This is a genomic window from Streptomyces sp. NPDC093795 (assembly GCF_044764665.1).
In the GTDB taxonomy this organism is placed as follows: domain Bacteria; phylum Actinomycetota; class Actinomycetes; order Streptomycetales; family Streptomycetaceae; genus Streptomyces.
On sequence record NZ_JBIWIO010000006.1, the window covers coordinates 416,959 to 435,965 of the forward strand.

19 protein-coding genes and 1 tRNA gene are annotated in these 19,007 nt (G+C 72.0%); 10 read left to right on the forward strand and 10 right to left on the reverse strand.

The genetic code is table 11. The features are described 5' to 3' along the window. Positions 1-43 precede the first annotated feature (43 nt). The 3 genes from ACIRB7_RS19365 to ACIRB7_RS19375 are packed head-to-tail and all read right to left on the reverse strand — an operon-like array spanning position 44 to position 2,879. A complete protein-coding gene (locus ACIRB7_RS19365) occupies positions 44-754 on the reverse strand; it encodes a TrmH family RNA methyltransferase (protein WP_403599828.1) in 711 nt (236 codons plus the stop codon). Then, a complete protein-coding gene (locus ACIRB7_RS19370) occupies positions 751-2,022 on the reverse strand; it encodes an HTTM domain-containing protein (protein WP_403599830.1) in 1,272 nt (423 codons plus the stop codon). Before ACIRB7_RS19370 ends, ACIRB7_RS19365 begins: the two co-directional genes overlap by 4 nt. Further along, positions 2,019-2,879, reverse strand: a complete 861-nt coding sequence (locus ACIRB7_RS19375) for a DUF5819 family protein (protein ID WP_403599832.1) — start codon at positions 2,877-2,879, stop codon at positions 2,019-2,021. The genes ACIRB7_RS19370 and ACIRB7_RS19375 overlap by 4 nt, the downstream gene beginning before the upstream one ends. Before the next feature lie 112 nt (positions 2,880-2,991). Here ACIRB7_RS19375 and paaA point away from each other — a divergent pair, with 112 nt between their 5' ends. The 6 genes from paaA (at position 2,992) to ACIRB7_RS19405 (ending at position 7,892) form a co-directional block, all read left to right on the forward strand. Then, the gene (gene paaA / locus ACIRB7_RS19380; RefSeq protein WP_403599835.1) at positions 2,992-4,014 is read left to right on the forward strand and encodes a 1,2-phenylacetyl-CoA epoxidase subunit PaaA; all 1,023 of its coding nucleotides are present in this window, start codon (positions 2,992-2,994) and stop codon (positions 4,012-4,014) included. Beyond that, the gene (gene paaB / locus ACIRB7_RS19385; RefSeq protein WP_015034815.1) at positions 4,011-4,298 is read left to right on the forward strand and encodes a 1,2-phenylacetyl-CoA epoxidase subunit PaaB; all 288 of its coding nucleotides are present in this window, start codon (positions 4,011-4,013) and stop codon (positions 4,296-4,298) included. The genes paaA and paaB overlap by 4 nt, the downstream gene beginning before the upstream one ends. After that, positions 4,295-5,032, forward strand: coding sequence for a 1,2-phenylacetyl-CoA epoxidase subunit PaaC (paaC, locus tag ACIRB7_RS19390; RefSeq protein ID WP_403599838.1), 738 nt, complete (start codon positions 4,295-4,297; stop codon positions 5,030-5,032). The genes paaB and paaC overlap by 4 nt, the downstream gene beginning before the upstream one ends. Then, on the forward strand, positions 5,026-5,523 hold the full coding sequence (paaD, locus tag ACIRB7_RS19395) for a 1,2-phenylacetyl-CoA epoxidase subunit PaaD (protein ID WP_403599841.1): 498 nt from the start codon (positions 5,026-5,028) through the stop codon (positions 5,521-5,523). The genes paaC and paaD overlap by 7 nt, the downstream gene beginning before the upstream one ends. Continuing rightward, on the forward strand, positions 5,524-6,639 hold the full coding sequence (locus ACIRB7_RS19400) for a 2Fe-2S iron-sulfur cluster-binding protein (RefSeq protein WP_403599844.1): 1,116 nt from the start codon (positions 5,524-5,526) through the stop codon (positions 6,637-6,639). 119 nt (positions 6,640-6,758) lie between these two features. Continuing rightward, entirely contained in the window at positions 6,759-7,892 is a 1,134-nt protein-coding gene (locus ACIRB7_RS19405; protein ID WP_403599847.1) for an acyl-CoA dehydrogenase family protein, read from the forward strand. Between the two features lie 13 nt (positions 7,893-7,905). Here ACIRB7_RS19405 and ACIRB7_RS19410 read toward each other — a convergent pair whose 3' ends face one another. From ACIRB7_RS19410 to ACIRB7_RS19425, 4 genes are all read right to left on the reverse strand, one after another. Beyond that, positions 7,906-8,250 (reverse strand): rhodanese-like domain-containing protein, encoded by a 345-nt coding sequence (locus tag ACIRB7_RS19410; protein ID WP_073811565.1) that lies wholly within the window; start codon positions 8,248-8,250, stop codon positions 7,906-7,908. 56 nt (positions 8,251-8,306) lie between these two features. Beyond that, a complete protein-coding gene (locus tag ACIRB7_RS19415; RefSeq protein WP_403599850.1) occupies positions 8,307-9,125 on the reverse strand; it encodes a hypothetical protein in 819 nt (272 codons plus the stop codon). Positions 9,126-9,393: 268 nt separating this feature from the next. Continuing rightward, positions 9,394-10,854, reverse strand: a complete 1,461-nt coding sequence (locus ACIRB7_RS19420) for a DUF2252 domain-containing protein (RefSeq protein ID WP_403599852.1) — start codon at positions 10,852-10,854, stop codon at positions 9,394-9,396. Between the two features lie 112 nt (positions 10,855-10,966). Then, complete coding sequence (locus ACIRB7_RS19425; RefSeq protein ID WP_403599855.1) at positions 10,967-12,067, reverse strand: hypothetical protein; 1,101 nt, start codon at positions 12,065-12,067, stop codon at positions 10,967-10,969. Between the two features lie 92 nt (positions 12,068-12,159). Between ACIRB7_RS19425 and ACIRB7_RS19430 the strand changes: the two genes are divergently transcribed. Then, positions 12,160-12,639 (forward strand): MarR family winged helix-turn-helix transcriptional regulator, encoded by a 480-nt coding sequence (locus ACIRB7_RS19430; RefSeq protein ID WP_403599858.1) that lies wholly within the window; start codon positions 12,160-12,162, stop codon positions 12,637-12,639. 62 nt (positions 12,640-12,701) lie between these two features. On the opposite strand, the gene ACIRB7_RS19435 is transcribed toward ACIRB7_RS19430, so the two are convergent. The 3 genes from ACIRB7_RS19435 to ACIRB7_RS19445 all read right to left on the reverse strand — a co-directional run bounded on the left by ACIRB7_RS19435 (position 12,702) and on the right by ACIRB7_RS19445 (position 15,461). Continuing rightward, on the reverse strand, positions 12,702-13,361 hold the full coding sequence (locus ACIRB7_RS19435; RefSeq protein ID WP_403599861.1) for a response regulator: 660 nt from the start codon (positions 13,359-13,361) through the stop codon (positions 12,702-12,704). Between the two features lie 38 nt (positions 13,362-13,399). Beyond that, on the reverse strand, positions 13,400-15,178 hold the full coding sequence (locus tag ACIRB7_RS19440) for a sensor histidine kinase (protein WP_403600002.1): 1,779 nt from the start codon (positions 15,176-15,178) through the stop codon (positions 13,400-13,402). A 196-nt stretch (positions 15,179-15,374) separates the two neighbouring features. Further along, positions 15,375-15,461, reverse strand: a tRNA-Leu gene (locus ACIRB7_RS19445). 465 nt (positions 15,462-15,926) lie between these two features. Between ACIRB7_RS19445 and ACIRB7_RS19450 the strand changes: the two genes are divergently transcribed. The 3 genes from ACIRB7_RS19450 (at position 15,927) to ACIRB7_RS19460 (ending at position 18,995) form a co-directional block, all read left to right on the forward strand. After that, complete coding sequence (locus ACIRB7_RS19450) at positions 15,927-16,793, forward strand: FhaA domain-containing protein (RefSeq protein WP_403599864.1); 867 nt, start codon at positions 15,927-15,929, stop codon at positions 16,791-16,793. A gap of 10 nt (positions 16,794-16,803) precedes the next feature. After that, on the forward strand, positions 16,804-17,325 hold the full coding sequence (locus ACIRB7_RS19455) for an FHA domain-containing protein (protein WP_351210907.1): 522 nt from the start codon (positions 16,804-16,806) through the stop codon (positions 17,323-17,325). A 179-nt stretch (positions 17,326-17,504) separates the two neighbouring features. Further along, positions 17,505-18,995 carry a Stp1/IreP family PP2C-type Ser/Thr phosphatase gene (locus tag ACIRB7_RS19460; protein ID WP_403599867.1) on the forward strand — a complete coding sequence of 497 codons (1,491 nt, stop codon included), beginning with the start codon at positions 17,505-17,507 and terminating at the stop codon, positions 18,993-18,995. Positions 18,996-19,007 lie beyond the last annotated feature (12 nt).

Consider the following 19,007-nt stretch of genomic DNA (forward strand, 5'->3'; position numbering starts at 1 on the left):
CACGGGGGGCCTCCACGCGGCGGAAATCGTCGGACGGGCCGTACTACGGGCTCTCGATCTCGGCGTAGCGCTGGACCCACGCGTGCATGGCGATGGCGGCGGCCGCCCCGGCGTTGATCGAGCGGGTCGAGCCGAACTGGGCGATCGAGCAGACCATCTCGACATGGGCGCGGGCCTCCTCGGTGAGTCCCGGGCCCTCCTGTCCGAAGAGCAGCACGCAGCGGCGGGGCAGCACGGTCCGCTCCAGCGGCACGGCGCCCGGCAGGTTGTCGATGCCGATGACCGGGATGCCCTCGGCGGCCGCCCACGAGGTCAGCGACTCGGTGTCCGGGTGGTGCCGGACGTGCTGGTAGCGGTCGGTGACCATGGCGCCCCGGCGGTTCCAGCGCCTGCGGCCCACGATGTGGACCTCCTTCGCCAGGAAGGCGTTGGCGGTCCGCACCACCGAGCCGATGTTGAAGTCGTGGCCCCAGTTCTCCACGGCCACGTGGAAGTCATGGCGCCGGGTGTCCAGGTCGGCGACGACCGCCTCCCGCGTCCAGTACCGGTAGCGGTCCACGACGTTGCGCCGATCGCCGTCGGCGAGCAGCTCGGGGTCGTACCGCTCGCCCTCGGGCCACGGCTCCGGGTGCGGCCCGACGCCGACCTCGGGACCGAAGCCCTCGTCGTACTGGACCGGCTCGACGGCCTCGGCCGCGGCCTCGCGGCCGGCTCCGGCTCCGGGCTTCTCGTCAGTCGTACTGGTGGTGCTCACCCGACGAGGGTACGGGGACCGTGCTCCTCACCCGTACGGCGTGGCTCGGGCAGCGTCCCGGCGGGCGCCCGCCGCAGCAGCCGTTCCCTGCCCCGTACGACCCACGCGCCGAGCGCCATGAGGAACGGCGTCGGCAGGAACACGGCGTCGGCGGAGATCATCGCGAGCGAGAAGACCGGCAGTCCGAGGAGCACCGCGATCCCGGCGTGCTCCAGCATCATCGCGACCAGCAGGACGTTCTTGACCTTGCGGTGGAAGAGCGTGAACGGGAAGGCGACCTGGACGAGCACCGTGCCGTAGGTCAGCAGCATCACCATGACCCCGCTGGAGCCGAGCAGCTCGGAGAGGGCCGGCCAGGGCGTGAAGTAGTCGAGGTTGAGCGGGTAGAACAGCGCGGTGCCGTCCTGCCAGCGCGAGCCCTGGATCTTGTACCAGCCGGCCGTGGCGTAGATCAGACAGACCTCCGCCATGATCACGAAGAGGGCGGCGTTGTGCGCGAGGTGGGCGAGGGCGTCGAGCAGGGTGCGCGGTTCCTCCGGCGCGTATCGGCAGACCAGCCACCACAGGCCGTTTCCGAGCCACAGGACCCACAGCAGCACCGGCAGCCACCACTCGCCGGTGGTCTCGCTGAACCAGGTCGTGGCGAGGAGGAAGCCGCCGAGCACGGTCCACAGCAGCGGGCCGACGCGGTCGTCGCGCGGTGGTTCGCCCGCGCGGGCGGCGCGGGCGTCACGGGCCGCCCGCCGGGCGTCGAGTGACCACACCTGGGCGCATCGGGTGAACACGAGGTAGATCGCGGCGAGGTGGAGGACGTTGTCACCGCCGTCACCGACGAAGACGGAGCGGTTCTGCAGCGAGAGCACCCCGACCATGAAGACCACCGAAACGGCCCGGGTGCGCCAGCCGATCAGGAGCAGCACGGCGGAGAGCACGGCGAGCCCGTAGACGAGCTCGAACCAGATCCGGCCGTCCGACCACATGAGGACGGTGAAGGACCGGTTGTCGGCGATCAGCCGGCGGGCCATCTCCCAGGACCAGGGGCCGTCGGGGCCGTACAGCTCGTGGCGGTGCGGCAGCTCGCGCAGCAGGAAGGCCAGCCAGGTGAGCGAGAAGCCGATCCGCACGATCGCGGTCTGGTACGGGCCGAGGGAGCGGCCTGTGACGGTCTGGACGGCGCGGGCGAGCCGCCGGTCGAAGGGCTCGCGGGTACGCGCGCGCGTGGCGGCGGCGGCGGGAGGCGGCGGGGGAGTGGAAGTGGGGGTGCTCATCGGCCCGCCTCCGCGCGGCTTCGGTCGGCTCCGGCGGGCCGGTCGGCTTCGGTAGGCCGGTCGGCTCCAGCGGGCCGGTCGGCTTCGGTGACCGGCCACCACGGGAAGTCGCGGTAGGAGGGGGCGGTGTCGGTCTTCTCGGAGCTCCACCGGGGGGCCCCGACGGGCCGGGTGACGGTACGGAGCTGGACCCGCCGCACGTCGCCGGCGAGCGCCCGCCCGTCGGGGCCTTCGAAGGCGGGGAGTGCGTCGAGGCGGAGCACCGCGATCCGGCGGATGTACTCCCCCGAGAGGCGGCCGCGCGACCCGTTGGGGCGGTCGTCGTCGGAGTGCGAGTTGAGATAGAAGTCCACGGCCCGGCGGAGCTCGTTCTGCTGGGCGTGGCTGGGCATCGGGTTGTGGCGGATCGCCTCGGTGTCCTGGGCGGTGAGGTCGATCCAGTCGGTGGTGCGGGGGGCGCCGTCGGGAGTGGCGAGCTCGGCGCGGACCTCGACGGAGATGTTCTGCTGGAGCGGATTGGGAGCGAAGAGCTTCCAGTTCTGTTCGAACTCGGGATAGACCCAGTCGTCGACGGCCTGGCCGTGCCGTTTGGTCAGCGTGTTCGACGGCGCCACGTGCAGGAACACCATCGCCAGATGGACGCAGGCAAAGACCCCGGCGACGGCGAGCGCCACGGCGAGAACGACCTGGTAGGGCAGCGAGAGCGCCATGATCCCGGTGGTCGCGCGCTCCGCCACGGGAGTGGTGTCGCGGTGCGCCGCGGGAGCGGTGCCCGGGGCGTCGGTGAGGGCGTCCGCGGGGGCCGCAGGACGGCCGTCGTTCACGTCGGCCGCGTCCTTCTCGACGTACGCGTCCATCCCGCCCCGATCTCGATCGGCCCACCTCGGTTATCCACAGGGTTGACACCATACGGGCCGTCGACCCACCATTGAAGTCATTCAACCGAACGATCGGTCGGTAGGGGGCCTGATGACCGCAGTGACGGCAAGGACGGCAGGGACCACGGGCGTGCCCGGCGTGTCGGACGCGGCCGTGGCGGCGGAGCAGGCCGCTCACGAGGCCGTGTTCGACGCCGCCGTGGCCGCCGACGAGCGGATCGAACCGCGCGACTGGATGCCCGAGGCCTACCGGGCCTCACTCGTCCGGCAGATCGCGCAGCACGCCCACTCCGAGATCATCGGCATGCAGCCGGAGGCGAACTGGATCACCCGCGCCCCCTCGCTGCGGCGCAAGGCGATCCTCATGGCCAAGGTCCAGGACGAGGCCGGCCACGGCCTGTATCTGTACAGCGCGGCGGAGACCCTCGGCACCAGCCGCGACGAGCTGCTCGACAAGCTCCACTCGGGCCGCCAGAAGTACTCCTCGATCTTCAACTACCCCACGCTGACCTGGGCCGACGTCGGCGCCATCGGCTGGCTGGTGGACGGGGCCGCGATCACCAACCAGGTCCCGATCTGCCGCTGCTCGTACGGGCCGTACGCCCGCGCGATGGTCCGGGTCTGCAAGGAGGAGTCCTTCCACCAGCGCCAGGGGTTCGAGGCGCTGCTCGCCCTCTCCCGGGGCACCGAGGCCCAGCACGCCATGGCCCAGGACGCCGTGGACCGCTGGTGGTGGCCCTCCCTGATGATGTTCGGCCCGCCCGACGACGAGTCGACCCACACCGCCCAGGCGATGGCCTGGAAGATCAAGCGCCACACCAACGACGAACTGCGGCAGCGCTTCGTCGACATCGCCGTGCCACAGGCCGAGGCCCTCGGACTCACCCTCCCCGACCCCGACCTCCGGTGGAACGAGGAGCGCGGGCACCACGACTTCGGCGCCATCGACTGGACCGAGTTCTGGGACGTCCTCAAGGGCAACGGCCCCTGCAACGACCAGCGGCTGAGCAAGCGGCGCCAGGCCCACGAGGACGGCGCCTGGGTCAGGGAAGCGGCCGCCGCCCACGCGGAGAAGCACAAGCACACCGGCAAGCACGGGGAGGCACAGGCATGACGAGCGACGGTTGGCCCCTGTGGGAGGTGTTCGTGCGTTCCCGCCGCGGACTGTCCCACACCCACGCGGGCAGTCTCCACGCGCCCGACGCGGAGATGGCCCTGCGCAACGCCCGCGACCTGTACACCCGCAGGAGCGAAGGCGTGTCGATCTGGGTCGTCCCCTCCACGGAGATCACCGCCTCCTCGCCCGACGAGAAGGACCCCTTCTTCGAGCCGGCCGCGGACAAGCCCTACCGCCACCCCACGTTCTACGAGATCCCGGAGGGGGTGAAGCACCTGTGAGCACCCCCGACACGCGTGAGGCCGCCGTGCTCACCGGAGCCGCCCTCGCCCTCGGCGACGACGCCCTCGTCCTCTCCCACCGCCTGGGGGAGTGGGCGGGCTCCGCCCCCGTCCTGGAAGAGGAGGTCGCCCTGGCCAACATCGCGCTCGACCTCCTCGGCCAGGCCCGGATCCTGCTCTCGCTCGCCGGCGACGAGGACGAACTGGCCTACCTGCGCGAGGAGCGTTCCTTCCGGAACGTCCAGCTCGTCGAACAGCCGAACGGCGACTTCGCCCACACCATCGCCCGACAGCTCTACTTCTCCACCTACCAGCGCCTTCTGTACGGGCAGCTGGCCGCCGGGGACGGGCCCTTCGCCGGACTCGCGGCCAAGGCCGTCAAGGAAGTGGCCTACCACCAGGACCACGCCGAGCAGTGGACCCTGCGGCTCGGCGACGGCACCGCCGAGAGCCACGAGCGGATGAGCCGAGCGTGCGACGCCCTCTGGCGGTACACGGGAGAACTGTTCCAGCCCGTCGAGGGCCTCGACGTGGACCACGCGGCCATGGAGAGCACCTGGCTGGCGTCGGTGACGGACGTCCTCGGCAGAGCCACGCTCACGGTCCCCTCCGGACCGCGCACCGGCGCCTGGCGCGCGGGGGCCGGACGGCAGGGGCTGCATACCGAGCCCTTCGGACCGATGCTCGCCGAGATGCAGCACCTGCACCGCAGCCATCCGGGGGCGACATGGTGACCATGACCGCCCTGGAGGAGGAGCTGAGCCGGATCGCCGGCGCCGTCCTCGACCCCGAGCTGCCCGTCCTCACCCTGGCGGAGCTCGGTGTGCTGCGAGGCGTCCAGGTCACAGGACCCGGCCGGGTCGAGGTCGCCCTCACCCCGACGTACACGGGCTGCCCCGCCGTCGAGGCCATGTCCTCGGACATCGAGCGCGCACTCCACGAGCACGGAGTACCGGAGGTCTCCGTCGTCACGGTCCTCGCCCCCGCCTGGTCCACCGACGACATCAGCGAGGAAGGGCGACGCAAGCTGGCCGAGTTCGGCGTCGCCCCACCGCGCCCCCAGGGCCCGGCCGGAGGGCCGGTGCCGCTGACCCTGGCGATCCGCTGCCCCCACTGCGGCTCCACCGACACCGAGCTCCTGAGCCGCTTCTCCTCGACCGCGTGCAAGGCACTGCGCCGCTGTACCGCCTGCCGCGAACCGTTCGACCACTTCAAGGAGTTGTAGATGGTGACCTCAGGCTCCCCCAGCCCCCGCCGGGAGGGATCCCCGGGGCGCGCCGGGTTCCATCCGCTCAGGGTGAGCGAGGTCGAGCGGCTCACCGACGACTCCGTGGCCGTCACCTTCGACGTCCCGCCCGAACTCCACGAGGCGTACCGGCACCTCCCCGGCCAGCACCTCGCCCTGCGCCGCACCGGCGAGGAGGGAGAGGAGATCCGCCGCACGTACTCGATCTGCGCCCCCGCCACCCCGGTCGGCGAGCCCCCCGTCCTGCGCGTCGGCATCCGGCTCGTCGACGGCGGCTCGTTCTCGACGTACGCGCTCAAGGAACTGGCCGTCGGTGACCTCGTCGAGGTCATGGAGCCCATGGGCCGCTTCTCGCTCACCCCGCGCCCGGGCCGCTTCGCGGCGGTCGTCGGCGGCAGCGGCATCACCCCCGTCCTGTCGATCGCGGCCACCCTGCTCGCCCGCGAGCCGGAGGCCCGGTTCTGCCTGATCCGCAGCGACCGCACCGCCGCGTCCACGATGTTCCTCGACGAGGTCGCCGACCTGAAGGACCGCTACCCCGACCGCTTCCAGCTGGTCACCGTGCTCTCCCGGGAGGAACAGCAGGCGGGTCTGCCGTCCGGCCGTCTCGACCACGAGCGGCTCGCCGAGCTGCTGCCCGCGCTGCTGCCGGTCGACACGATCGACGGCTGGTTCCTCTGCGGCCCGTTCGGGCTCGTGCAGGGCGCCGAGCGGGCGCTGCGCGGCCTCGGGGTCGACCGCGGCCGGATCCACCAGGAGATCTTCCACGTCGACGACGGCTCGGCGCCCGCCGCCGTCCCCGCGACCGACACCCCCGCGCACGCCACCCTGACCGCGACCCTCCACGGCCGGTCCGGCAGCTGGCCGGTGGACCGGGGGGAGACGCTCCTCGACACGGTGCTCCGCGCCCGCGCGGACGCTCCGTACGCCTGCAAGGGCGGGGTGTGCGGCACCTGCCGCGCCTTCCTCGTCGGCGGAGAGGTCCGGATGGACCGCAACTTCGCGCTGGAACCGGAGGAGACCGAAGCCGGGTACGTCCTGGCCTGTCAGTCCCATCCGGTCACGCCGGACGTGGAGTTGGACTTCGACCGCTGACGAAACCGGCACCGATCCACCGGAGCCCCGACACCGCCACAGCCATTCCCTTCCACTAGAACCTGTTCTATCTTGACGAACCGTCAGCAGAGCAGCGGCAGCAACGGGAGGGCAGAGCAGTGGACTTCACCTTCACCGAAGAGCAACAGGCGGCCGTCGAGGCGGCCAAGGCGATCTTCTCGGACGTCGCGCCCGACACGGTACCCAGCCCCGCCCTCACCCCGGGTGCCGTGTCCGAGGACCTGGACCGACCCCTCTGGTCCCGCCTCGCCGCCGCCGACCTGCTCGGCATGGTGGTGTCCCCGGAACACGGCGGCGCCGGACTCGACCCCGTCGCACTCTGCCTCGTCCTGCGCGAGTCGGCCCGCGTCCTCGCCCGCGTCCCCCTCCTGGAGACCAGCGCCGTCGCCATGACCGTCGAGCGGTACGCCCCCCGGCACACGGCCGCCGAGCTGCTCCCCCGCGTGTCCCGCGGCGAACTCGTCCTCACCGCCGCCTCCCAGGGACGCACCGGCCACGACCCCGCCGAGCGCGCCGTCACCGCCCGCCGCGACGGCACCACCTGGATCCTCGACGGCCTCCAGACCGCCGTCCCCTGGGCCCACGGCGCCGACCTCGTCGCCGTACCCGCGCACACCCCCGAGGGACGCACCGTGCTCGCCCTGCTGCCCCGCACCCACGACGGCCTCGTCCTCGCCGCGCAGTACTCCACCAACGGCGAACTCCTCGCCGAACTACGACTCGACGCCGTACGCCTCGACGACACCCACCTCATCGACGCCGACGGCGCCTGGGAATGGCTGCGCGCCCTCCTCACCACCGGCACCTGCGCGCTCGCCCTCGGTCTCGGCGAGGCCGTGCTCACCATGACGAGCCAGTACACCGGGAAGCGGGAACAGTTCGGCCACCCCGTGGCCACCTTCCAAGCCGTCGCCGTCCAGACCGCCGACCGCTACATCGACCTGCGCGCCATGGAGGCCACCCTCTGGCAGGCCGCCTGGCGTCTCTCCAGCGCATCCGAAGGGGCGCTCCCCGCCGCCGGAGACATCGCCGTCGCGAAGATCTGGGCCTCCGAAGGGGTCAGGCGCGTGGTGCAGACCGCACAACACCTGCACGGCGGCTTCGGCGCCGACACCGACTACCCCCTGCACCGCTACCACGCCTGGGCCAAGCACCTGGAGCTGTCTCTCGGCCCCGCCGCGGCCCACGAGGAGGCCCTGGGCGACCTGCTGGCCGCCCACCCCCTCGGCTGACGGCAGTCGGACGTCAGAGGACGAAGGCCGGGCTGCCGTTCCCCGTCACCATCGGACGCCCGGCACCGTCCCAGGCGAGCATCCCGCCGTCGACGTTCACCGCGTCGAAGCCCTGCTGCACCAGATACTGCGTGACCTGCGCCGACCGGCCGCCGACCCGGCACATCACATAGGCGCGACCCCGCTCGGCCACGGCCTCCGTCACCTCACCGAAGCGGGCCACGAAGTCGCTCATCGGCACATGCAGCGCGCCCTCGACATGACCGGCCGCCCACTCGTCGTCCTCCCTGACGTCCAGCACCAGGGCATCCGCCGGCACGGAAGCCGCGTCCACCGAGGGCAACGGGGAGAAATTCATGGGACCGGCCTTCTCTCGTCAGTACCGCCCGAAGGAACTCGAGCGCACGGAAAAACCTACTGCACCAGCTCGGACAGCTCGTTCTCCCGCTCGGAGACCTGCGTGAGCAGCTGCTCCGCGATCTCCTCCAGGAGCCGGTCCGGATCGTCCGGGGCCATCCGCAGCATCGCGCCGATCGCGCTCTCCTCCAGCTCGCGCGCCAGCGCCGACAACATGTCCTTGCGCTGCGCGAGCCACTCCAGGCGCGCGTACAGCTCCTCGCTCTCGCTGAGCCGCTCCTCCGCCGGTACGGGACCGGCCTCCCACTCCGCGGAGAGCTCACGGAGCAGCGCCTCGTCGCCCCGGGCGTAGGCGGCGTTCACCCGCGTGATGAACTCCTCGCGCCGCTTGCGCTCGGCCTCCTCACGGGCCAGGTCGGGGTGGGCCTTGCGGGCCAGCTCCCGGTAGAGCCTGCGGACCTCGTCGCTGGGGCGGACCCGCTTCGGCGGCTGCACGGGTCGGTCGGTGAGCATGGCCTCGGCCTCGGGGGAGAGGCCGTCGGAGTCGATCCAGTCGTGGAACAGCTCGTCCACCCCGGGCATCGGCATGACCGCCGCCCGCGCCTCCTGCGCCCGCCGCAGATCCTCCGGGTCACCGCTGCGTGCCGCGCGGGCCTCGGCGATCCGGGCGTCGAGCTCGTCGAGCCGCGCGTACATCGGACCGAGCTTCTGGTGGTGCAGCCGCGAGAAGTTGTCCACCTCGACCCGGAAGGTCTCGACGGCGATCTCGAACTCGATCAGGGCCTGCTCCGCCACCCGCACAGCCCGCTCAAGCCGCGCCTCAGGCCGCGCGTCCCCGGTCTGCGCGTCCCCGGTCTGCGCGTCCCCGGTCTGCACGTCGCCGGGTCGCCCGTCCTCAGACCGCTCATCCCCGGGGCGCCCGCCCCCAGGCCGCTCGTCCCCAGGCTCCTCGTTCACACCCTGGTCCACGCTCACGTCCACGTCCGCCCAGTCGTCGTTCCGCCTCGTCCCCCCAGCCTACGGGCCTCGGGGGGGCCTCCCCCCTCCCTCCCCCCCTCCCCTCCCTCCCCCTCCTGCCCTTGTCCGGCGCCCTCGCTCTCTCTCGCCCCGGCTCTCGCCCCGGCTCTCGCCCTCGCGACGAACGTCAGACGCCCAGTTCCGCCGCTATGCGGCCCGCGCGGACGGCCGAGAGCAGGTCGGCGTGGTCGGCGGTGGTGCGGTCCGCGTACGAGACGGCGAAGGAGGCGACGGCCTCGTCGAACTCCTCGTTCTTGCCGCAGTACCCGGCTATCAGGCGCGGGTCGGCGCTGTGGGCGTGGGCGCGGGCGAGCAGCGCCCCGGTCATCCGCCCGTAGTCGTCGACCTGCTCGACGGTGAGCGCGGCGGGGTCGACGCTGCCCTTCCGGTTGCGGAACTGACGCACCTGGAAGGGGCGCCCGTCCACCGTGGTCCAGCCGAGCAAAATGTCGCTGACGACCTGCATCCGCTTCTGTCCGAGCACCACCCGTCGCCCCTCGTGGCCGGGCTCCGCCACGGTGAAGCCCGCGGCCGGCAGATGCGGCAGCAGCGCGGACGGCCGCGCCTCCTTCACCTGGAGCACCAGCGGCTCTCCCCGGTGGTCGAGGAGCAGGACGACATAGGAACGGGTGCCGACGCTGCCGGTGCCGACCACCCGGAAGGCCACGTCGTGGACGGCGTACCGCGCGAGCAGCGGCAGTCGGTCCTCGGACACCGTCTCCAGGTACGGGCCGAGGGCGGCGGCGACGGCGGCGGCCTCGGCGTCCGGGACCCTGCGCAACACCGGGGCGGCGTCCACGAACCTGCGGCCGCCGCCTTCCGCGTCGGTCACCGCTTCGGTCGACCGGGCGGCGAACCGGGCGCTCGTGTTGTTGCGGGCCTTGGCGGAGACCCGCTCCAGGGTGCCGAGGAGATCGCGGGCGTCGGTGTGCGAGACGAGTTCCTCGTCGGCTATCGCGTTCCAGGCGTCGAGCGAGGAGAGCCGGGCGAGCAGGCGCATGGTGCGCCGGTAGGCGCCGACGGTGTCGAAGGCGGCGGCCCGGCACATCTCCTCGCTCGCGCCCACCTCGCGGCCCGCGAGGACCAGGGAGGTGGCGAGCCGCTTGAGGTCCCACTCCCAGGGGCCGACGACGGTTTCGTCGAAGTCGTTGAGGTCCATGACGAGCCGGCCGCGGGCGTCTCCGTAGAGCCCGAAGTTGGCGGCGTGGGCGTCACCGCACAGCTGGGCGGCTATCCCGGTGACGGGGGTGCCGGCGAGATCGTGGGCCATGAGTCCGGCGGATCCACGAAGGAAGGCGAAGGGGCTCGCCGCCATCCTGCCGACCCGTATCGGTGCGAGCTCGGGGACGCGGTCCCTGCTCGACTCCTCGACGGCCCTGACCGCGTCCGGGCGGTCGTCGGCGAGGGCCGGCTGACTGTGCGCGGAGCGCGGGATCCGCTCCCGGAGCTTCTTGCCCCGCTGCTTGTGGGCGGTGCCGCCGCCGAGGGCGGTGCGCCGCGCGAACCCCGGCACGTGCGGCACGCGCACGCCCTCCGGCCCTTCGTCCGTACCGCGCTGTCCCGGTACTCCGGCCAGGATCTCGTCCATGGCACGACCTCCCCCGATGCGAAGTCCAACATCATCCGGGCTGACGGTACCGCCGTACCCGAGCGACCGTCTCCCCCTGTGGACAACGCCGCCTGCGGCCTGTGGACAACCCTCAGACCGCCACAGCCTCCTCCACCTCGGCCTCGGCCTCGGCCTCGACCCTGGCCTTGGCGTCGGCGTCGACCTCGGCCTTGGCTCCTCCGTGCGGGCCCTGCCCCAGGCCGCCCGCGCGCCCGCGCCTAGCCTCCGTGATCCCGGCGATGCCGACGAGAGCTGCTCCGGCGAGGAACCAGAGGGCGAGGACGAGGACGTGCCCGCCGAGTGCGTGCCCGTCGAAGTACACATGGCCGCGTACGCCCTCGACGAAGCCCGCGCCGTTCCAGAAGGAGTGCAGCGCGCCGAAGAAGCCGGGTTGGAGCTCGGGCCGGTAGATGCCGCCGGAGCTCGTGAAGTTGAGCATGACGAAGAGGACCATCACGCCCAGCGTGGTCCAGCGGCGCAGGAAGGTGTGGAGGCCGACGCCGACGAGCAGGATGCCCGCCGCGTACAGCCAGGACAGCGCCCACACGCCCCCGAGTCCTTGGTCGACCAGGTGGAAGACCGGCCCGGCGAAGAGCGTCCCGATCAGGCTGACGACGAGCGACATCCCGGCGGCGAGGAGGGCCCGGATCCGCATGGGCAGGACGGCGCCGGCTCCACCGATGACGGCGACCGAGGCGTACGCGCCGATGCTGAGGGCGACGAGCAGGAAGAAGACGCCCTGTCCGGTGGGGTCGCCGGAGGCGACGGGCGCCACGTCGGTGACCTTCAGCGGGGCGTCCTGGTCGGCGGCGACCTTGGTGAACAGCTTCTCGACGGCCATGGCGCTGGTGTCGGAGGAGGCCGAGGCCACGAGCAGCTCGGGCTTCTCGCCGGGGACGTAGGCGCCGAAGCTGCCCTGCTCGCGCAAGGCGGTGACGGCCGTGTCCCGGTCGGCGACGGTACGGACGTCGAGGGCGCCGGCCCCCTTGTCCTGGAGGGTCTGCGCGAGGATCTGGGCGGTGGGCCCGGAGCCGACGACGTCGACGCGCAGATCGTGGGGTTCGGGGGCGTGGAAGGCGCCGAGGTAGGCGAGTCCCATGCCGACGCACATCAGCAGCGGGGTGAGCAGATGTCCGAGGACGTGCCGCAACGCCCCGGTGGTGTTCGGTCCTGCGGACACCGAGACCTCCATGGTTGGCTTTTACAACTAAACAACCGTTGTACTATACAACTGAAGGTCCGTGGCAGGCGAACCGTGCCCGCCCACCGACGAGGGAGCCCACCATGACCGGCACCGCAGAGCCCCCACGCGAGGTGTCCGTCGACGTCATCCAGCGTGAGCTGACGGCCTTCGCCCGCCGGGCACGCGCCGCTGCCGCCCGGGTCCACCCCGAGCTCCCGCTCGTCTCGTACACGCTCCTCGCCCACATCGAGGAACAGCGCGGCTGCCGCGCGACCGATCTCGCGGCCCACTACCTGCTGGACAAGTCGACGGTAAGCCGCCAGATCGCGGCCCTGGAGAAGCTCGGCCTCGTCGAACGCCGCCCCGCGCCCGACGACCACCGCGTGCACGTCCTGCACCCCACCGAGGCGGGCACCGAGGTGCTGGCCGCGGCCCGGACGAGCCGACACGCCGCCTACCAGGAGCGCCTCAAGGACTGGCAGGCCGAGGACCTCGCCCGCTTCGCCACCTACCTGCTCCGCTACAACGCCGCCGACCCGTCCGGCCCCCCGACCGACCTCCCCGACAGCCCCTCACGCTGAGCCGCACCCCCGCGAAGCCCCCCCAGCTCCCTGGCCCCCGCGGCCGCCCCCAGCCCCGGCCCCTACAGCCCCGCGTCCCGCGCCAGCAGCGCCGCCTGCACCCGGTTCTCGCAGTCCAGCTTCGCGAGAATCCGGCTCACGTACGTCTTCACCGTCGCCTCACTCATGTGCAGCCGCCTCCCCGCGTCCGCGTTGGAGAGCCCCTCTCCGAGCAGCGCCAGCACATCCCGTTCCTTCTCGCTCAGCGCCCCGACCCTCCCCCGCGCCTGCTCCGCGCGGGCCACCTCCCGGCCGCTGGCGAGCCGCTCCACCACGTGCCGGGTCGCCGCCGGCGACAGATACGCGTCGCCCGCCGCGGCCGCCCGTACGGCCCGGATCAACTCCGCGGGGGCGGTGTCCTTGAGCAGGAACCCGGCCCCGCCGTGCTCGAGCGCCCGCAGCACGTTCTCCCGCTCCCCGAAGGTCGTCAGGACGATCACCCGGGCCTTCGGCGCCGTCCGGCGCAGCTCCGGCAGGGCCGAGAGACCGTCGAGTACCGGCATCTGGATGTCGAGGAGCACCACGTCGGCGGCGTGCGCCCGAGCCGCCTCGACCGCCTCCCGGCCGTCAGCGGCCTCGCCGACGACCTCGATCTCCGGGTCCGAGGTGAGGATCATCCGGATCCCGGCCCTGATCAGAGGCTCGTCGTCGGCGATCACGACTCTGATCGACTGCCCTGCCACTGCTGTTCCCCCACGGCTTCGGTACGGGCGGATCAGCGCTACCGCGCCTCGACCTCGTACGACTTCTTCTCGATCAGCTTGCCGTCCTTGAAACAGAACCGGAAGACAGGCTCCGTCTCGAAGGTCTCGCCCATCTCCGAGGACATCAGCACCAGACAGTCGGCGCCCTCCGGTCTGGCCGGCCCCTTGCCGCTCAGACCCGCGGTGGCGATCGTGTCCCCCGAAGGAAGCCGGCCACGGACCTCCTCCTCGGACGTCCCCACCTTCACCGCGTCGTACTCCGCGGGTTCGATCATCCCCTCCTTGAGCGAGCCCATCAGGAAGTAGAGGCCGAATCCCGCAGCCACCACCAGCAGCACGAGCGCCGCGAACGAGATCCCGCAGCCCAGCGCGATCGAACCGCTCGTACTTCTGCTCCTGCCCCCGCGCATCGCCATAGCGAGCTCCCGCTCCGTGAACGTCCAGTCGGCCGGTCCGACCACGACCGGACGACCATCGCCCACCAGCGGCTTCGTGGTCTGCTGCCGGAAGTCGTCGGCCACATCGACCAAAGGCGCTGCCTCCGCGACGGGCGCAGCCCCGTACGGCAGCATCCCGGCCACCCGGAACCCGCCGCCGTCGGCCGGACCCGCATGGCACATGCCCCCCACCAGGCGGGCCCGCTCGGCGAGTCCGTCCAGTCCCTGCCCGCCGCTCACCACGTCCTTCGCGGGCCCGTCCGTCGGCCGTTCGTTGAGGACCTCCACGACGAAGGTGTCCGGCTCGTAGCGCAGTTCGACGCCGATCGACGCCCCCGGCGCGTACTTGTAGGCGTTGGTCAGTGCCTCCTGCACGATCCGGTACGCGGCGTGGTCGGCGGCCGGCGCCAGCGTCCGCTCCTCCCCCGACCGTCTCAGCCCGACCGAGGTGCCGGACGCCCGCGCCGCCTCCACGAGCCCCTGGATGCCCGCGATGCCCCGCGCGGCCCGCCCCATCTCGTCCCCGGCCCGCCCGGGTGCCGCGGTCGTCCCGTCGCCGGCCTCGACGCCGTCGCGGAGTATCCCGACGACCTCCCGCAGCTCGTGCATCGCGGTCACCGACGCGTTCCGCAGGACCCCCACCACCTCGCGCTGCCGTTCGCTCAGCTCCCGGTCCACCTCGAGGGCGCCCGTGTGCACGGCGATGAGGGCCAGCTGGTGCCCGAGGCTGTCGTGCATGTCCTGGGCGATCCGCTGCCGCTCTCTCAGCCGCGCCTGCCAGGCCACCATCGTCCGCTCCCGCAGCAGCTGGGCGTTGCGCTCCTGGAGCGCGTGCAACAGGGTCCGCCGCTGGGTCCAGTAGCGGTGGGCGAGCCCGGGGGCCAGCGTGGTGCCCAGGTAGTAGAGGGTCGCCGTGAGGGCGATGGCGAGCAGCCGCTGCCGGTCCCAGGGCCCGACGAGGCTCCCCCCGACGTTCAGGACGAAGGCGGCGATGAACGCGGCGAGCGCCCGCCCGGCTCCCGCGATGTACCGGCCGGACGACCAGCCGACCACGAGCAGCAGGGGGCCGAAGCCCGGCACGAAGGGCGTGAGGCCCGCGGTCAGGACGAGCACGCTCGCGGGAAGTCCGCGCCGCACCAGCGACAGCACGGCGGAACCGGCGGCCACCCCGGCCAGCCGCCAGCCCTCGCCGCCCAGCAGGTCCTCGGTCCCGGCGCCCAGCAGCGCGACGACCGCGGCGAGCGCCACCTCACCGGTGGTCCTGCGCCCCGACCACTGCCCCGGCACCGCGAACCAGGCCCACCCGGCTGCGAGCACGGCCCCGATCCCGTACGAACTCCGGGCCCCCGACTTCGACATAACGTCCACGCTCGCACCGTAGGCCGCGGCCCGACACCAGGGCTTCCCTCTTTCGTCTCGGCCGCCGACGACCAAAGTCGCACCCGGCCACCACGAGACGAGGGAAGGAGGACGCGGGGAGGACGACGTGGGAAGGCTCACACGCACCTCGACAACGCGAAAGCCCCGTAGGTCGATGACCTACGGGGCTTCCGTCTGGTGCGCGAGGGGGGAGTTGAACCCCCACGCCCTTTCGGGCACTGGAACCTGAATCCAGCGCGTCTGCCTATTCCGCCACCCGCGCATTGGGTGTGCTCCGGGCGCTCTCACTTTTCGGTGCGAGTGCCTGGCGACATCAGAAGATTAGCACGTCGCAGACCGTGGATTCACATCCGTTGTTTCGGCTCCGCTCGGGAAGACCAAGGTGAGGAAGGGACAGGAGCACAGAAGCGGGAAGAAGGGGAGAGGAGCCCCGGAGAGGGCGGGTCGGAGCGGGAGGGACGGAGGGGTGGGAGAGCGGAAGGGGAGTGGAAGGGGAGGGAGGAAGGGGACGGAGGAAGGGGACGGACCACCCCCGGAGCCGGACCGAGCCCCCGCTCCCACAGCCGGGTGCGGGACACTGTCCACAGCCCGCCTCTACGATCCGTGGGGAAAGCTTGTGAGAGGTGACACTCGTCCACAGGGCAGAGAAGGGGAACCAGCCGATTTCCCGACGCGTGGATACGATCAGTAAGCAGTACCAGGACGACAACGACGGAGGAGGTGCCCCATGGGAGTCATGAAGCGTTTCGAGCAGCGTCTCGAAGGTCTGGTCAACGGCACCTTCGCCAAAGTCTTCAAGTCCGAGGTCCAGCCGGTCGAGATCGCCGGCGCGCTCCAGCGCGAGTGCGACAACAACGCGCAGATCTGGAACCGCGAGCGGACCGTCGTCCCCAACGACTTCATCGTGGAGCTGAGCACACCGGACTACGAGCGTCTCAGCCCCTACTCGGGCCAGCTCGGCGACGAGCTCGCCGGCCTGGTCAGGGACTACGCCAAGCAGCAGCGGTACACCTTCATGGGCCCGATCAAGGTCCACCTGGAGAAGGCCGAGGACCTCGAGACCGGTCTGTACCGCGTTCGCAGCCGCACGCTCGCGTCGAGTACGTCACAGCCACAGCCGCCCGCGGGCGGTCACGCACACCAGCAGCAGGGCCCGGCACAGGGCGGCCGCGGCGGCTACGGGTACCCCCCGGCCGGCGCCCCGCCCATGCCCGCCTCCCCGCCTCCCGGCGCCCCCGGCCCCCGGCCGACGGCCGCCGCGGGCGGTGCCGGCGCCATGCCCGGCGCCGGTACCCACGGCGGAGCGGGCGCCCGGGTGCGCCACTGGATCGAGATCAACGGCACCCGCCATCAGATCTCCCGCCCGACCCTGGTCCTCGGCCGCAGCACCGACGCGGACGTGAGGATCGACGATCCCGGCGTCTCCCGCCGGCACTGCGAGATCCGGACCGGAACGCCCTCGACGATCCAGGATCTGGGATCCACCAACGGCATCGTGGTGGACGGGCAGCACACCACCCGCGCTACGCTCCGCGACGGCTCGCGGATCGTCGTGGGTAGTACCACCATCGTTTACCGGCAAGCCGAAGGGTGAAGCGGGGGCAATGTCAGAGCTGACCCTGACGGTCATGCGGTTGGGTTTCCTGGCCGTTCTGTGGCTGTTCGTCATCGTGGCCGTCCAGGTCATCCGTAGCGACCTCTTCGGTACGCGGGTGACCCAGCGCGGTTCACGGCGCCAAGAGGCGCGATCCCAGCAGCAGGCGCGGCAGGCCGCCGCGCCTCCGCAGCAGCGCGGCCAGCAGAGCGCGGGCGGTGGGCGGCAGCGCCGCGGCGCCCCGACCAAGCTGGTCGTCTCCGAGGGCACCCTCACCGGCACGACCGTCGCCCTCCAGGGCCAGACGATCACGCTGGGCCGGGCGCACGATTCGACGATCGTCCTGGACGACGACTACGCGTCCAGCCGGCACGCCAGGATCTACCCGGACCGGGACGGCCAGTGGATCGTCGAGGATCTCGGGTCCACCAACGGCACGTATCTCGACCGGACCCGCCTCACCACCGCCACACCGATTCCGCTGGGCGCGCCGATCCGCATCGGCAAGACCGTCATCGAGCTGCGGAAGTAGTGCTACATCATGAATAGGCGCGAGCGGAGCGAGCGAGTCGGGACGGTCCCCGCCACAGGCTGTGCCGCGCTCCCGACCGGAGCGAACGAGGCGACCGGTGTGACCGGAGCGACCGGAGGGTGGGCAGTGTGGGTCGAGACCGGCCGTACCCCGATGCAGCGGCGACAGGGCAGGTGCGCATGAGTCTGTCCCTGCGATTCGCCGCGGGCTCGCACAAGGGCATGATCCGCGAGGGCAACGAGGACTCGGGCTACGCCGGTCCCCGGCTGCTCGCCATCGCCGACGGCATGGGCGGCCAGGCCGCCGGTGAGGTCGCCTCCTCCGAGGTGATCTCCACCCTCGTCACGCTCGACGACGACGTCCCTGGCTCCGACATCCTCACCTCGCTCGGTACGGCGGTGCAGCGCGCCAACGACCAGCTCCGGATGATGGTCGAGGAGGACCCGCAGCTGGAGGGCATGGGCACCACGCTCACCGCCCTCCTGTGGACCGGCCAGCGGCTCGGTCTCGTGCACGTCGGCGACTCGCGCGCCTATCTGCTCCGCGACGGCGTCCTCACCCAGATCACCCAGGACCACACCTGGGTCCAGCGGCTCGTCGACGAGGGCCGGATCACCGAGGAAGAGGCCACCACCCACCCGCAGCGCTCGCTCCTCATGCGCGCGCTCGGCAGCGGCGACCACGTCGAACCCGACCTCTCCATCCGTGAGGTCCGGGCCGGCGACCGCTATCTGATCTGCTCCGACGGCCTGTCCGGCGTCGTCTCGCACCAGACGCTCGAGGACACCCTCGCCAGCTACCAGGGCCCGCAGGAGACCGTGCAGGAGCTGATCCAGCTCGCGCTGCGCGGCGGCGGCCCCGACAACATCACGGTGATCGTCGCCGACGTCCTCGACGTCGACGGCGGCGACACCCTCGCCGGTCACCTCAGCGACACCCCGGTCATCGTGGGCGCGGTCGCGGAGAACCAGGCCCAGCTGAACGACGGCGGGGCGATGCAGACCCCGGCCGGCCGCGCCTCCGGTCTCGGCCGTACGGCCGCGCACCAGCAGCCGCCCGCCGGCGGCTTCGGCCCGCCCGGCAGCGGCGACGACCACGGCTACGGCGGCATGCCCCCGCAGGGCTCCTTCGATTCGTACACGGACGACGACTTCGTGAAGCCGCGCGCCGGCCGCAAGTGGCTCAAGCGCTCCTTCCTCCTCGTCCTCGTCCTGGCGGTCGTCGGCGGCGGTCTCTACGGCGGCTGGCGCTGGACCCAGACGCAGTACTTCGTCGGTTCCAAGGACCAGCACGTGGCGCTGTACCAGGGCATCAGCCAGGACCTGGCCTGGGTCTCGCTCTCGAAGGTCCAGAAGGACCACCCCGAGATCGAACTCAAGTACCTCCCCGCCTACCAGCGGAAGCAGGTCGAGGACACGATCGCGGGCGGCAGCCTCGGCAAGGCCGAGACGAAGATCGCCGAGCTGGCGGCGCAGGCCTCGGCCTGCAAGAAGTCCGAGCAGCGCCGCGAGGCCGCCGAGAAGGCCGCCGACCAGGCGAGCAAGCCGCCGGCCGAGAAGCCCGGCGACGCCGCCACCCCTGACCCCAAGCCCACCACAGCCGCTCCGTCCCCGGGTCCCACCCTCACCGCGGAGGAGCAGAAGCTGGCCTCGAACTGCGGCAAGCAGTAAGCACCCGTAGGG

Bases quoted from the DNA above. Each gene is read 5' to 3' on its own strand.
- ACIRB7_RS19370 (WP_403599830.1), bottom strand. From the start codon at position 2,022: ATGAGCACCCCCACTTCCACTCCCCCGCCGCCTCCCGCCGCCGCCGCC.
- ACIRB7_RS19450 (WP_403599864.1), top strand. From the start codon at position 15,927: ATGGGAGTCATGAAGCGTTTCGAGCAGCGTCTCGAAGGTCTGGTCAAC.
- paaA (WP_403599835.1), top strand. From the start codon at position 2,992: ATGACCGCAGTGACGGCAAGGACGGCAGGGACCACGGGCGTGCCCGGC.
- paaD (WP_403599841.1), top strand. From the start codon at position 5,026: ATGGTGACCATGACCGCCCTGGAGGAGGAGCTGAGCCGGATCGCCGGC.
- ACIRB7_RS19430 (WP_403599858.1), top strand. From the start codon at position 12,160: ATGACCGGCACCGCAGAGCCCCCACGCGAGGTGTCCGTCGACGTCATC.
- ACIRB7_RS19410 (WP_073811565.1), bottom strand. From the start codon at position 8,250: ATGAATTTCTCCCCGTTGCCCTCGGTGGACGCGGCTTCCGTGCCGGCG.
- ACIRB7_RS19460 (WP_403599867.1), top strand. From the start codon at position 17,505: ATGAGTCTGTCCCTGCGATTCGCCGCGGGCTCGCACAAGGGCATGATC.
- ACIRB7_RS19375 (WP_403599832.1), bottom strand. From the start codon at position 2,879: ATGGACGCGTACGTCGAGAAGGACGCGGCCGACGTGAACGACGGCCGT.
- paaB (WP_015034815.1), top strand. From the start codon at position 4,011: ATGACGAGCGACGGTTGGCCCCTGTGGGAGGTGTTCGTGCGTTCCCGC.
- ACIRB7_RS19420 (WP_403599852.1), bottom strand. From the start codon at position 10,854: ATGGACGAGATCCTGGCCGGAGTACCGGGACAGCGCGGTACGGACGAA.
- ACIRB7_RS19425 (WP_403599855.1), bottom strand. From the start codon at position 12,067: ATGGAGGTCTCGGTGTCCGCAGGACCGAACACCACCGGGGCGTTGCGG.
- ACIRB7_RS19400 (WP_403599844.1), top strand. From the start codon at position 5,524: ATGGTGACCTCAGGCTCCCCCAGCCCCCGCCGGGAGGGATCCCCGGGG.
- ACIRB7_RS19440 (WP_403600002.1), bottom strand. From the start codon at position 15,178: ATGTCGAAGTCGGGGGCCCGGAGTTCGTACGGGATCGGGGCCGTGCTC.
- ACIRB7_RS19455 (WP_351210907.1), top strand. From the start codon at position 16,804: ATGTCAGAGCTGACCCTGACGGTCATGCGGTTGGGTTTCCTGGCCGTT.